Source organism: Ruegeria sp. YTSA108 (assembly GCF_059610185.1).
The window spans coordinates 73,403-86,720 of sequence record NZ_JBXWND010000012.1; the positions used below are offsets into that span (position 1 = coordinate 73,403).

Here is a 13,318-nt window from a genome sequence, read left to right on the forward strand (position 1 = left end):
TTCCCAGTGATTTTTGTTCGCAGCTGGAACCGAATTACTGCGCTGGATGCGATGGCAAATCCAGCATTGGCACCCAACCGGGCAGTTCGTTTGGCGAAACCGAGACATGCAACCGCTCGGATCGGTCGCGGCCTACTTTGCGGTGCTTGCGCAGTAGGAAAATCTTACCCCAACCGCGCCATGTGCCGACCGAACGCGCATGAGGGTCGATCACAAAGCGGTCTCTCCATCCCTCCGGCAATGGCAGGCCGTGCAGCTCTGCCTTATCCAGCATCCAAACCAGCGAGATGTTGCTAAGAGGGCGGGCTTCTTCAAACCCGTTCAACTGGCCACCCACATCGCCATGGGTGCCTCGGAACCAGACTTGCTCGATATGGCCTTTAAAATCGGGAGTACATTTCCACAGGACCGGCTCGAATACCTCGCGCGTTTCATCCAGCGCCATCGCGTGGTAGCCGTGGCGCGTAGCGGGACCAAGCTGATGGTTGTGGAAGGCGTGGCGATCCTCGGCCCAACGCCAAAGCAGCGGTAGACGCAAGCCCAGCGCTTTTACTGTATCCCACACGCCGATCATTTCGATTGCAACATCTTCATGGCAGAACTGCCGGCGAAACGCAGCAGCAGCGCTACCATTGGCATTGCATTCATAGTGGCGGTAGGCCTGTTTGATATTCCTTACGGTCGCATGCTCGGCCTTGAGCAGGCCAATCATATCGATCACACCCGCAAGGCTGCGCACACCGTAGGCCCCACGTGAATAGCCGATGAAATAGATACGGTCGCCGGGCTTATACCGCGAGGCCAGATAGCCATAGGCCCGGCGTATCTGGCGATTGATCCCCCGCCCCATCATCACATCCAACGAGGACTTCCAGCTTTCCCATTGCACGCCGGCCTCATAGAAGACGGATACCTTGCTTCCCATCTCGCAGCACAGCCGCAGCGCCTGCCCCGCATGAGTTTCATATCCGGGCTCAAGCGTCGACATGGTGCCGTCTAGAATGATGACATGGCTGACAGGTTCACGATGGCGCGTTTCGGCCGAATGCTCGGATCGCAGCGGCCGTCCAAGCCACCCCAGTACCTTTCTACTCAGCCGCGACAGTTGCATCGTTCAGCAGTTCCCATACTTTGTGCGGCGTAAAAGGCATATCGGCCTGCCGCACCCCGTGATCCCAGAGCGCATCTTGAACCGCATTTGCCACTGCAGCCAGCGCGCCCACGGTGCCGGCCTCTCCGCATCCTTTCATTCCCAACGGGTTAGAGGTTGACGGTACCGGCGCCGAGGTAAACTTAATCATGGGTATCTCGGCTGCGCGGGGCAAGGCGTAATCCATCAACGATGCCGTGAGCAGTTGCCCCTGCGCATCATGGACAACATGTTCGGACAGCGCCTGACCGATGCCTTGTGCGACACCACCATGAACTTGCCCCTCGGCCAGCATCGGATTGATAAGATTACCGAAATCATCGACCACAGTATAGCGGTCTACCCATGTTTCGCCGGTACAAGGGTCAATCACGATTTCGACAACATGTGCCCCGTTGGGATAGCTACGGTCGTCCAGCGTGATGCTTGCCTGATGCTGCAACAAATCAACGCGCCCGTCGGCACGGGCCATATCCGCGGCCTCGGTCAAAGTGGGCGTCAGGTTTGATCCCGGCGCGCGGAAGGTTTCAAAATCAAAGCGCACGTCGCTTTCCTCCACCCCCATCTTATCTGCGAGATAGGGCGTGAATGCGGCAACCATGACGTCGATCGTGGCAAGCGTCGCTGTACTTTGCACCGTAACTGATCGCGATCCCCCGGTTCCCCCACCATTCGGAAGCTGGTCGCTGTCACCTTGAACTACGGTGATGCAATCCAGGGGAACCCCGGTTTGGTCAGACAGGAACTGAGCATAGACCGTTTCGTGCCCCTGCCCGTTGGATTGGGTTCCGACAAAAAGTTTCAAGGTGCCATCCTCAACGAACTCGATCTTTGCGTTCTCGGAAGGGTCGCCCAAAATACTTTCGATATAGTAACAAATCCCCTGCCCCCGGAACAAACCGCGTTCAGCATCGGCGATCTTGCGGGCGGCAAATCCGCTGGACTGTATTTGGCTTTGGGACAGAACCATGTCGAAATCGCCGACATCATACGTTTCGCCGGTCGCGGTCTTGTAAGGAAAGGCCTCGGGCCGGATGAAGTTCTTGCGCCTCAGATCCCAGGGATCGACGCCCAGCTCTCGGGCCGCGCGGTCGATGGCGCGTTCAAGGACATATATCGCCTCGGGTCGCCCTGCGCCGCGATAGGCGTCAACCTGCGTTGTATTGGTAAAGAACCCCTCGACCCGCAGATAGGTGGTTTGTACATCATAGGCACCCATCAACACTTTGCTGAAAAGATTGGTTTGTATCGCCTGGCCGAAATGGCTGTTATAGGCCCCAAGATTTACCTTGCTGTGCACCCGATAGGCGGTGATCCGGTGATCGTTGTCAAATGCCAGCTCGGCCAGCGACGACAGATCGCGGCCATGGTGATCGGACAACATCGCCTCGGACCGGTCAGACATCCAGTGAACAGGCTGGCCCAACTTCATCGCAGCAACGGCCACGCAGAAATATTCGGGATAGGGCATGACCTTCATGCCGAACCCGCCACCGACATCCGGGGTCGTGACGCGGATATCTTCGGGGTTGAGTCGCAACTTTTGCGCCAGCTGACCACGCATGGCCCAAACCCCCTGCCCGCCATAGGAAAAGTGCAACCGCCCATCAACCCAATGCGCCTGACAGCCCCGCGGTTCAATCGACGTGTTGATCACTCGATTGTCTTCCACATTCAGTGCAACGGTATGAGCCGCCTGCTGAAACGCAGCAATAGTTGCCGCCTCATCGCCCAGCGCCCAGTCAAATGCCCGATTATCCGGAGTTTCCGCGTGCAGCGTTTCTCCGCCCGCACACACGTCCAGTTTTACGGGCAAGTCTGAGGTTTCGACCCAGATCAGCTCGGCCGCATCGCGGGCCTGTAAGGCGGTGTCGGCAATGACTACAGCGACGGGTTCTCCGACAAACCGTATGCGATCCGCGGCCAGCATATGCCGGTCCGGCGCAGCGGCTTTCGAACCGTCTCGGTTATTCAGGATGGCCGCATTCATACACGTGTCGATCCCGGCGGCCTTCAGGTCGTCCAGCGTCATGATGAGCCGCACCCCTTCGGCCGCGCGCGCGTCATCCAGATCCAGCGCCCCAATCACCCCATGCGCCACCTGGGATCGCACGAATACCGCATGCAAAGCCCCGTGCGGCAGGACATCGTCCATATATTGCCCCTGCCCGGTCAGAAACCGCTGGTCCTCGGTCCGTTTGACGGGCTGGCTTTTGCCAAACTTTTCCACCGCGCGCTCCTGTCTCTGCCTCTAGGCGACATTAGGCTGCGATGCATCATTGTCCATAGCCCCGGCGCTTGGCCCTTTCCCTTTTGCTATCCTTTCGATATTGCAAGCGCTAACCCGAATTTGTTGACGCAGGACGCATCCAATGGCGATGGAAAAGACATTCAACGCGGCCGAGGCCGAGGCCCGCATTTACGAGGCCTGGGAACAGGCCGGAGCCTTCAAGGCGGGCGCGAACAGATCGCGCGATGAAAGCTTTACCATCATGATCCCGCCACCCAACGTGACGGGGGCGCTGCATGTGGGACACGCGTTCAATAACACGCTGCAGGATATCCTGACCCGCTGGCACCGCATGCGCGGGTTCGACACGCTGTGGCAACCCGGTCAGGACCACGCGGGCATCGCCACGCAGATGCAGGTTGAAAAGATGCTGGCGGCGCAGGGCAACGAAGGGCGGCGTGAACTCGGGCGCGAGAAGTTCCTTGAGAAAGTCTGGGAATGGAAGGGTGAATACGGCGGCACGATCATTGAACAGCTCAAGCGTCTTGGCGCCAGCTGCGATTGGTCGCGCAACGCGTTTACCATGGCAGGTGCACCGGGTGACCCGCGCACAGGGCATGAGAATTCTGCAAATTTCCACGATGCCGTCATCAAGGTCTTCGTAGAAATGTACGAAAAGGGCCTGATCTATCGCGGCAAGCGTCTGGTCAACTGGGACCCGCATTTTGAGACCGCAATCTCGGATCTTGAGGTCGAGAATATCGAAGTCGCGGGCCATATGTGGCACTTCAAGTACCCATTGGCGGGCGGTGAGACCTATACGTATGTCGAAAAGGATGAGGACGGGAATATCGTGCTTGAGGAACAGCGCGACTATATCTCAATCGCCACGACACGGCCCGAAACAATGCTGGGCGACGGCGCGGTTGCGGTTCATCCGTCAGATGAGCGGTATGCGCCAATCATCGGCAAACTCTGTGAAATTCCCGTTGGACCGAAAGAGCATCGTCGCCAGATTCCGATCATTACTGATGACTATCCCGATCCCGATTTCGGCTCGGGCGCGGTGAAGATCACCGGCGCGCATGATTTCAACGACAACATGGTCGCCAAGCGTGGCGGTATTCCGATGTACCGTCTGATGGATACGCGTGGCGCAATGCGGGCCGATGGCGCGCCCTATGCCGAAGAGGCCGGCAAGGCGCAGGAATACGCGCGCGGCAAGGAGTTCACCGAGAATGAGATCGACGCAATCAACCTGATCCCCGATCACCTGCGCGGGCTTGACCGGTTCGAGGCGCGCGCCAAGGTGGTCGAAGAGATCACCAACGACGGTCTGGCCGTCATGACCCGTGCCGACAACCCGGTTCTGGGCACAAAGCTGGGTGAGGACGACGACCCGGCTGCACTCGTCCCGCTGGTCGAGAGCAAACCGATCATGCAGCCCTTTGGCGACCGCTCGAAGGTCGTGATCGAACCGATGTTCACCGACCAGTGGTTCGTGGATGCCGAAAAAGTCGTCGGCCCCGCGCTGGACGCGGTCAAGGACGGCACGGTCAAGATCATCCCCGAATCGGGCGAGAAGACCTATTACCACTGGCTGGAAAACATCGAGCCCTGGTGTATCTCGCGCCAGTTGTGGTGGGGGCATCAGATTCCGGTTTGGTATGGCCTCGACCTGTCGGCCGAAAACTTCAAAGATGACGAGAACGACGGCAACCTTGATCTGGTCGAATTGGGTCGTTTGCTGAACGAAGGTGGTATGTTGCACCGTGGCAATGTCATGGAATGCGCGTCGAGTCTGGAGGCAGTGACTGAAAAATTCCTGGACGATAATGCAAACATTCCCAGCCCGCTAAGCCACGCAACTGTAATCGAAGTTGCCGATAAGCAAGAAGCGATCCATCAATTCGCCGAAAGCCTTGCTCAGTATGCAGTTGAACAAGACCCGACGAAGCTCGTTTATCCGGTTTGGCGTGACCCCGACGTTCTCGACACCTGGTTCTCCTCCGGCCTCTGGCCCATCGGCACGCTGGGCTGGCCCGAGCAGACCGAGGAGCTGGAACGCTACTTCCCCACGGACGTTCTGATCACCGGCTTTGACATCCTGTTCTTCTGGGTCGCCCGGATGATGATGATGCAACTGGCGGTGGTCGATCAGATCCCGTTCCACACCGTCTACCTGCACCAGCTCGTCCGCGACGAGAAGGGCAAGAAGATGTCCAAGACCACCGGCAATGTCATCGACCCGCTGGAGATCGTGGACGAATTCGGCGCCGACGCGCTGCGCTTTACCAATGCCTCGATGGCGGCGATTGGCGGCGTGTTGAAACTGTCTCGCGAACGCATCACCGGCTATCGCAACTTTGGTACAAAACTTTGGAACGCTGTTCGCTTTGCCGAGATGAACGAGGTCTTCACCGACGCCGTACCGCAACTAGACGTCGCCGATCTGAAACCCAAGGCCGCCGTAAACCGTTGGATCATAGGCGAAACTGCCCGCGTACGGGCCGAGGTCGACGCCGCACTGGAAAGCTATCGTTTCAACGATGCGGCCAACGGGCTTTACGCCTTTGTCTGGGGTAAGGTCTGCGACTGGTACGTTGAACTCTCCAAACCGCTGCTGCAGGGTGACGATGCCGAAGCACAGGCCGAGACCCGCGCTACCATGCGCTGGGTTCTGGACCAGTGCATGGTCTTGCTGCACCCAATCATGCCCTTCGTTACCGAGGAACTGTGGGGCCTGACAGGCACGCGCGCCAAGATGGTCGTGCACGCCGACTGGCCGACTTACGGCACCGAACTGGTCGACCCAGAGGTGGACCGCGAAATGAACTGGGTGATCTCGGTGATCGAGAACACGCGCTCAGCTCGTGCGCAGATGCGGGTTCCGGCGGGCCTTTATGTACCGATGCTGGTGACAGAGATTGACGCGCATGGCCAAGCTGCATGGGACCGTAACGAGGCGCTGATCAAGCGGCTGGCGCGGATCGACAGCCTGACCAAAGTGGATGCATTTCCCAAGGGAACGATCTCGATTGCCGCGCCGGGTGCGACGTTCGGCATGCCGCTGGCAGATATCATCGATATCGGCGCCGAAAAGGAACGACTGGAAAAGGCCAAGGGCAAACTTGCCAAGGAATTGGGTGGTTTGCGCGGTCGTCTGAACAATCCGAAATTTGTGGCCTCGGCCCCGGAAGAGGTTGTCGCCGAAGCCAAAGCCAACCTCGCCGCCCGTGAAGAGGAAGAGGTGAAACTGAACGAGGCGCTGGCACGTCTGGCCGAAATCGCCTGATCTTCGTCTGCTCCAAGCCGTTCAAGATACCAGACCCCGCCACGCCCGCGCTGGCGGGGTTTTCGTTCCCCGGCCCGGATTTCGCCCTGTTCACCTCCGCTTACGATTGCTAGCAAGTGCGGGTTGATAACGCTGAGGGCAGGATGACACGCGCATTTCCACCAATGCAGACCATCTCAACCGGATTGGTTGTGGCCATCGTCGGCTTTTTCAGCTCATTCCCCATTGTACTGCAGGGGCTGGATACGATGGGTGCGTCACCGGAGGAGGCCGCATCGGGCCTGATGACCGCCGCCATCGCCATGGGGCTGGCCGCCATCGTGCTGAGCTTGCGCTACAAGTTGCCGATCAGTGTCGCCTGGTCCACGCCGGGTGTCGCGCTGTTGGCTGTATCCGCCACACCTGTCGAGGGATTCTCAGGAGCTATCGGTGCGTTCCTGTGCGCTGGCGCTTTGACGGTTGTGGCTGGGTTGTGGAAACCGCTGGGAAGGTTGGCAGCTGCAATCCCGACCACGTTAGCGCAGGCAATGCTTGCCGGGGTTCTGATGCCGCTATGTATCCTCCCGTTCAAAGCGGCCGTCGAGATTCCGTGGCAGGCGCTACCCGTAATCCTGACATGGTTCATCGCGGGGCGGTTCAACCGGCTGTTTGCTGTTCCCGCGGCAGTGATCGCAGCAGCCATTATAGTCATCCTGAACGCCGGGAATACAACGATCATGCCCGAGCGTCTGATTGCAGCACCGATCTGGGCCATACCTACATTCTCGCTGGCCTCGGCCATAGGGATCGGAGTGCCGCTGTTCATCGTCACCATGGCGACACAGAACATCCCCGGCATCGCGGTGATGCGCAGCTTTGGCTTTTCGCCCGTGCCGGGCAAATTGTTCTCGGCCGTCGGAGGGGCCAGCCTGCTGTCCGCCCCGTTCGGAGCCCCCGCCACCTGCCTTGCCGCCATCACCGCCGCGATGTGCTCAAATCAGGACAGTCATCCCGATCCTGCGCTGCGCTATTGGTCGGCCATCATGGGTGGCGTATTCTATTGCCTGTTTGGTGTTTTTGCCGTGGCCATCACCGGATTTGCCACCCATGCCGATCCGTTGCTGATGGGGACGCTGGCCGGGGTCGCACTGATCGGTGTGCTGGCAAATGCTATCCACGCTGCGCTGGAGGTTGTGGCCGAGCGTGAGGCGGCGATCCTGACTTTTGCTATCACTGCGTCCGGTATCACAGTCTTCGGGCTGGGGGCCGCGGTCTGGGGTTTGCTGGCTGGTGGCATTGCCTATCTGGTGACTAACTGGCTGCGATAGCCGCTTTGCCTTGAGGCCACAGCCAAAGTAAAACCGGCCAAAATTTGGATCATTGGGAACTCTGGTGGTACGCCGGATCAAGAAAGCACAGACCTAGGTCCAACCCAGAGAATTCATTTCAAGTAACGCTGGATCAGATGCGCAAAGCCTACACCCCACTGCCTGACGTGCAGGTCCGCGATGCGCATCGGGATTCATGTGGTGACTACATGAACTTGGGCTTACGGCCCTGCATCTGCGCCATGACAACCTCCATCTGATCGGGTTTGCCGATCAACTCCACCTGTTCGGCAGATTCGGCCAGCAGAACGTCGGCTCGCGAACGGGTTTCGGCTACGTCGATCAGGCGCTTGGCTGCACGGATGGCTGAAGGGCTTTGGCCTGCGATGTCTTCAGCCAGAGCCAGCGCCTCGGTCAGAGGATCGTCCGAGAGTTTCGTGACCAGCCCCCAATCAGCCGCCTGCGGCGCGCTTATTGGACGTGCAGTATACGTCAGCAAGCGCAGCACGTCCGAGCGGACAAGCTCGGGCAGCAGAACCATGCCGCCCATGTCGGGAATGATACCCCATTTCATCTCCATCACCGCCAATTTCGCCTCGGGGTGGGCAATGCGGATATCCGCGCCCAGTGCGATTTGCAGACCGCCACCATAGGCCACACCCTGAATGGCACAGATGACTGGAACGGGGACACGGCGCCAGATCAAGGCAAGCTCCTGCATTTCGTTGGCGTCGTCATGGCTGCGCTTCATCAGCCATTCGGTCGGGTCCTTGTGGGCCATGCTGGCGAAACTGGCCATGTCGAGACCGGCGCAGAAGCTTTTACCCTCACCCGACAGCACCACGGCGCGGGCGTCGGAGACCGCCACCTCTTGCCCGGCGGACAGGATCGCCTTGATCATGGCTTCGTCCAGCGCGTTCATCTTGTCGCCACGGGTTAGCGTGACATGGGCGATATGGTCTTTGTATTCGATGGAAACGCGAGACATTGGTCCCTCCGGAAATCAGTGTTGCGTCAACCATGCCAGCAAGACGAGGACAGTGCCACCACGACGTCAGGGCAAATCAGCGACGGGCATCCGGCCATACCACGGCGAATCCAGCGTCATGACATAGAACAGGTCACCAACGACCTGACCCGCCGTGGTGATGCCCAGCCGCCCGCCGGGGTCCTGCAAGGTTTGCAGGATTGTGCCATCCCCGTCGAATTGGACGATCATGCCGCGATGAATCGGCGCCGGTCGCACCAAAGGACCCAGCCGCCAGATCACCTTGCGCAAAAAGGGATAGGGCATCAAAGCTTCACTCGGCACCCGCGGGCTGGCGAAGGCCATCCAATAAGTGCCGTCGCCCTGCGCCGTGAGGTTATCGGGGTATCCCGGCAGGTTTTCCATCAACACCTCGCGCTGCCCAGCACTCGGCCCAGTTAGCCAGAGCTTGTGCACCCGCGCACGGCCAGTTTCGGCGATCAGCAGAAAATCCGTCTGCGGGGAAAGCGCTACACCATTGGTATAGACAAAGCCCTCGGCCACCTTTTTTGTTGTGCCATCAGGGGAATAGCGGGCCACGTATCCCGTATCCGACTGCTCCCAGATGGTCAGGACCGAGGTGGCTTTGGTACCGCCCATGGTTTCGGGATCGAACCGATCAGACGAGTTCGAGAAATAGACCGTACCGTCCGGAGCCACGTCCAACTGATTGGCATAGACCACCGGAGACCCGCCAATCTCGGACACAAGGGATACCAGCGTGCCGGGCCCGGTCCAGCGCATCAGCCCCCGGTAGCTATCTGCGATATATAGCGCGCCGTCCGGCCCAGCTTGCAGACCCAAAGGGCGCCCACCCAGGTCGTCGATCTTGACCGGGCTGTCGCCGTCGATCCGATAAAGCGCGCCGGATATGGATGTCGTGTAGATCGTGCCATCCGGCATGATCGCGATGTCTTCCGGGCCTTCCTCGCCATCCGGCAAAGAGACTAGTTCGAGGCTGTCCAAAGCGTTGTTCTCGGCAAACGCGCCGGTAAAGCCCGGAGCTTCGGGCGGCTCCCAGGCCACTGGGTCCACGTCAACAGGCCAAAATATCAAATAGGCAAGCCCCACTAAAGCCAAACCAATCACGATGCGCATGGACATTCCTTTGTTTTTGTTGGTGCCAGACTGTGGGCACTGTGCAGGCAAAGCAAGGTTGCCTGTCGGATGAACTTGCGTTTATCTGGTTGCATGACCAATCCACGCTATACCCCGCTTGCCCAATCTCTTCCTGCTTCTGTGCCTTTTGTCGGCCCTGAAACACAGGAACGACAGCGCGGTGCACCATTTGTGGCCCGGCTGGGTGCGAATGAGAATGTCTTTGGCCCTTCGCCACGCGCTGTCGAGGCCATGCGGGGGGCAACTGGCGATATCTGGATGTATGGCGATCCGGAAAACCACAACCTGCGCCACGCCCTGGCTGAGTACCACTCCGTCTCACCCGAAAATATCGTGGTTGGCGAAGGCATTGATGGGTTGCTGGGCTATCTGGTGCGCTTGCTGGTTGGGCAAGGAGATACGGTTGTGACCTCGGACGGGGCCTACCCGACCTTCAACTATCACGTCGCCGGGTTTGGCGGGGTGATACACACGGTTCCCTATCGCGACGATCACGAAGACCCTCAGGCACTCTTTACCAAGGCCGCTGAGGTCGAGGCTAAGCTGGTCTATCTGGCCAATCCTGACAACCCTATGGGCAGCTGGCATTCGGGCACTGATATCGTGGCTGTATTGGATGCGCTGCCCGATGGCTGTTTGCTGGTTCTGGACGAGGCATATGTGGAATGCGCCCCCGACGGGACTGCAGCGCCAGTTGCCGCAGATGACCCGCGTGTGATCCGGATGCGCACGTTTTCCAAAGTATACGGAATGGCCGGCGCGCGTGTCGGCTATGCCATTGGGGCGTCAGACCTGATCTCGGCGTTCAACAAGGTGCGCAACCATTTCGGTATGAACAAGGCTGCACAAGCAGGCGCGTTGGCTGCGCTGCAGGATGAGGTTTGGCTGTTACAAATCCGTGCCCGCATCTCAGATGCGCGCGAGAGGATCAACGCGATAGCGTTGGAGAACGGGCTGCACCCTTTACCCTCAGCCACCAATTTCGTGGCCATTGATTGCGGTCAGGATGGGGTGTTTGCCAAGGCTGTTCTGGAGTCGCTGGTGGCGCAGGGGGTTTTCGTTCGGATGCCCTTTGCCGCGCCTCAGAACAGGTGCATTCGAGTGAGCTGCGGCGATGCCTCCAATCTAGGGGCTTTTGCCGCCTCTTTGCCAAAAGCGCTTGCTGACGCCCGGGCGCTGAACGTCTGAAGCTCTCGCTTATGGCCATCGGGACGGGGGGGCTGTCTGCCCCCATCGCGCCGTTTGCGCGATTCCCCCCGAAAGTATTTTGAGTCAGATGAAGATACAGATTAGCACTGAGATCGGGAGCTGGTCTCAGGTCACAAGCGCGGTGGCGGCGGCTTCTAACGCACCCGTGCCGCGCGGAATATCAAGGGCGGCCATGGCAGTTTCCACGCCGCCAAGCATCGCCATGACCATCTGTGCATTGATGTGACCCATATGGCCCAGGCGAAAACAGCCGTCCCAATCTTCCATCCCGAGGCCTATTCCCAAAGTCAGGCCCAGCGATTGTTCGGTATAGGACCGCAATGGGGTTCCGAGCCCTCCACTCAGGCGCAGCGCGGTGACCGCATGACTTCGGTCTGCGCAGTCAGCTACGTTCAACGACAGCGCACCGCCCTGTGCCCAAATTTCGCAGGCGGTCCAGATTGCCTGAGCGAGGCGTTGATGGCGCGCCCAGACATTTTCGATCCCTTCCGCGTGGATCAGGTCGAGCGCGGCCCGCAGCCCATAGAGATGATGGGTCGGTGCGGTACCATCGAAGTATTGGTAGAATAGCTCGGGATTGGCTCGTGGCTGCCAGTCCCAATACCGGGAAACACGCGGCATTGCTGCCCGTTTTGCCTGCGCCTTGTCGTTGAAGAATACAAACCCCATGCCCGGTGGGGTCATCAGCCCTTTTTGACAGGCGGTAACAGTCACGTCGACACCCCAGGCATCCATCTCGAATTGCTCACATCCCAGCGAGGCGATGCAGTCCGCCATCACCAGCGCCGGGTGACCCAGATCATCCAGCAACGCGCGCAGCGCCGGGAGGTTGTTGCGAATTGAGCTCGAGGTATCCACGTGAACTGCAAGTATAGCCTTGATATCATGCGATGAATCAGCGCGTAGCACCTCGGCAATGCGATCGAAACCCCAGACCGAGCTGGTTCCGAAATCAATCACATCCACCTTGGCGCCGATCCCTTCGGCCATTTCGGCCCATCCATGGGTAAACCGCCCCGATGCGGGGGCAAGCACTGTCTCACCGGGCGCGATGGTGTTCGACAGTGCCGCCTCCCACGTGCCATGGCCGTTGGCAATGTAGATGGCCACGTTATGGACCGTGCGGGCAACGCGACGCAGATCGCGGATCAGATCGGGCATCATCTCGATCAATTCGCCATCGTAGATATTAGGTGACGGTCGGTGCATCGCCTGCAGCACAGCGTCAGGCATGACCGAGGGGCCTGGAATGGCCAGATACTCGCGCCCACGCGCGAGGGAGATTGGATGTGTCATGGGATCAACCTGTTTGAATTGGCCCTACCCTAACGTGGCCAATTTCGGCGTCAATCCATCAGCTTGGCGGCATCCCGGGCAAGCGTTTCGATCCCGGACCAGTTGCCTTCTGCGACCATCTGTTTGGGTGCTACCCAGCTGCCGCCCGCACAGATCACGTTGGACAAAGACAGGTAATCTCGGGCATTTGAAGGCGATACACCGCCCGTTGGGCAGAAGGTGATTTGCGGCAAGGGCGCGCCGATAGCCTTGAGCGCAGGCGCCCCGCCCGAGGCCTCGGCCGGGAAGAATTTCAGCATGTCATAGCCTTTTTCCAGCAGGGCCATCGCCTCGGTGGCGGTTGCGGCGCCGGGCAGCAGGGGCAGGTCTTGGGCTTCACATGCGGCGATCAGGGCGTCGGTGGCACCGGGCGAGACGCCAAACTGCGCGCCAGCCTCTTTCGCGGCGCGCACGTCATCCGGCGTGATCAATGTACCCGCCCCGACGACGCCACCGGGAACCTGCGCCATCGCCCGGATCGCATCGAGCGCAGCCGGGGTGCGCAAGGTCACTTCGAGCGCAGGAAGACCGCCCGCGACCAGAGCTTCGGCCAGAGGTCGTGCGCTGGCGGCGTCGTCAATTACAAGAACCGGGACAATCGGGGCAAGGGCACAGATTTCACGGGTGCGTTGTGTCTTGGACATAG

At 59.5% G+C, this 13,318-nt stretch carries 9 protein-coding genes; 3 read left to right on the top strand and 6 right to left on the bottom strand.

From position 1 onward, the window contains the following. Positions 1-34: 34 nt before the first annotated feature. Positions 35-1,111 (bottom strand): T6SS phospholipase effector Tle1-like catalytic domain-containing protein, encoded by a 1,077-nt coding sequence (locus AC2FHW_RS16075; protein WP_142638056.1) that lies wholly within the window; start codon positions 1,109-1,111, stop codon positions 35-37. Further along, a complete protein-coding gene (locus AC2FHW_RS16080; RefSeq protein WP_496822229.1) occupies positions 1,089-3,380 on the bottom strand; it encodes a xanthine dehydrogenase family protein molybdopterin-binding subunit in 2,292 nt (763 codons plus the stop codon). The genes AC2FHW_RS16075 and AC2FHW_RS16080 overlap by 23 nt, the downstream gene beginning before the upstream one ends. Positions 3,381-3,522: 142 nt before the next feature. On the opposite strand from AC2FHW_RS16080, the gene AC2FHW_RS16085 reads away from it, so the two are divergent. Next, complete coding sequence (locus AC2FHW_RS16085; protein WP_496822231.1) at positions 3,523-6,675, top strand: valine--tRNA ligase; 3,153 nt, start codon at positions 3,523-3,525, stop codon at positions 6,673-6,675. 143 nt (positions 6,676-6,818) lie between these two features. After that, positions 6,819-7,982 (top strand): benzoate/H(+) symporter BenE family transporter, encoded by a 1,164-nt coding sequence (locus tag AC2FHW_RS16090; protein ID WP_496678324.1) that lies wholly within the window; start codon positions 6,819-6,821, stop codon positions 7,980-7,982. A 205-nt stretch (positions 7,983-8,187) separates the two neighbouring features. On the opposite strand, the gene AC2FHW_RS16095 is transcribed toward AC2FHW_RS16090, so the two are convergent. Continuing rightward, positions 8,188-8,970: a crotonase/enoyl-CoA hydratase family protein gene (locus tag AC2FHW_RS16095; protein ID WP_496822232.1), complete on the bottom strand. Its 783-nt coding sequence runs from the start codon at positions 8,968-8,970 to the stop codon at positions 8,188-8,190. 66 nt (positions 8,971-9,036) lie between these two features. Further along, positions 9,037-10,113 (bottom strand): SMP-30/gluconolactonase/LRE family protein, encoded by a 1,077-nt coding sequence (locus tag AC2FHW_RS16100; protein WP_496822234.1) that lies wholly within the window; start codon positions 10,111-10,113, stop codon positions 9,037-9,039. An 87-nt stretch (positions 10,114-10,200) separates the two neighbouring features. Between AC2FHW_RS16100 and AC2FHW_RS16105 the strand changes: the two genes are divergently transcribed. Beyond that, positions 10,201-11,316, top strand: coding sequence for a pyridoxal phosphate-dependent aminotransferase (locus tag AC2FHW_RS16105; RefSeq protein WP_271950460.1), 1,116 nt, complete (start codon positions 10,201-10,203; stop codon positions 11,314-11,316). A 126-nt stretch (positions 11,317-11,442) separates the two neighbouring features. Here the strand turns inward: AC2FHW_RS16105 and AC2FHW_RS16110 are convergent, their stop codons facing one another. Both AC2FHW_RS16110 and AC2FHW_RS16115 read right to left on the bottom strand, forming a co-directional pair. Then, entirely contained in the window at positions 11,443-12,633 is a 1,191-nt protein-coding gene (locus AC2FHW_RS16110) for a pyridoxal-phosphate-dependent aminotransferase family protein (protein ID WP_282022123.1), read from the bottom strand. Between the two features lie 50 nt (positions 12,634-12,683). Then, entirely contained in the window at positions 12,684-13,316 is a 633-nt protein-coding gene (locus AC2FHW_RS16115; RefSeq protein ID WP_142638043.1) for a bifunctional 4-hydroxy-2-oxoglutarate aldolase/2-dehydro-3-deoxy-phosphogluconate aldolase, read from the bottom strand. Positions 13,317-13,318: the final 2 nt, after the last annotated feature.

Coding starts and splice junctions, on each gene's coding strand:
- AC2FHW_RS16095 (WP_496822232.1), bottom strand. CDS start 8,970: ATGTCTCGCGTTTCCATCGAATACAAAGACCATATCGCCCATGTCACG.
- AC2FHW_RS16090 (WP_496678324.1), top strand. CDS start 6,819: ATGACACGCGCATTTCCACCAATGCAGACCATCTCAACCGGATTGGTT.
- AC2FHW_RS16075 (WP_142638056.1), bottom strand. CDS start 1,111: ATGCAACTGTCGCGGCTGAGTAGAAAGGTACTGGGGTGGCTTGGACGG.
- AC2FHW_RS16105 (WP_271950460.1), top strand. CDS start 10,201: ATGACCAATCCACGCTATACCCCGCTTGCCCAATCTCTTCCTGCTTCT.
- AC2FHW_RS16110 (WP_282022123.1), bottom strand. CDS start 12,633: ATGACACATCCAATCTCCCTCGCGCGTGGGCGCGAGTATCTGGCCATT.
- AC2FHW_RS16115 (WP_142638043.1), bottom strand. CDS start 13,316: ATGTCCAAGACACAACGCACCCGTGAAATCTGTGCCCTTGCCCCGATT.
- AC2FHW_RS16100 (WP_496822234.1), bottom strand. CDS start 10,113: ATGTCCATGCGCATCGTGATTGGTTTGGCTTTAGTGGGGCTTGCCTAT.
- AC2FHW_RS16085 (WP_496822231.1), top strand. CDS start 3,523: ATGGCGATGGAAAAGACATTCAACGCGGCCGAGGCCGAGGCCCGCATT.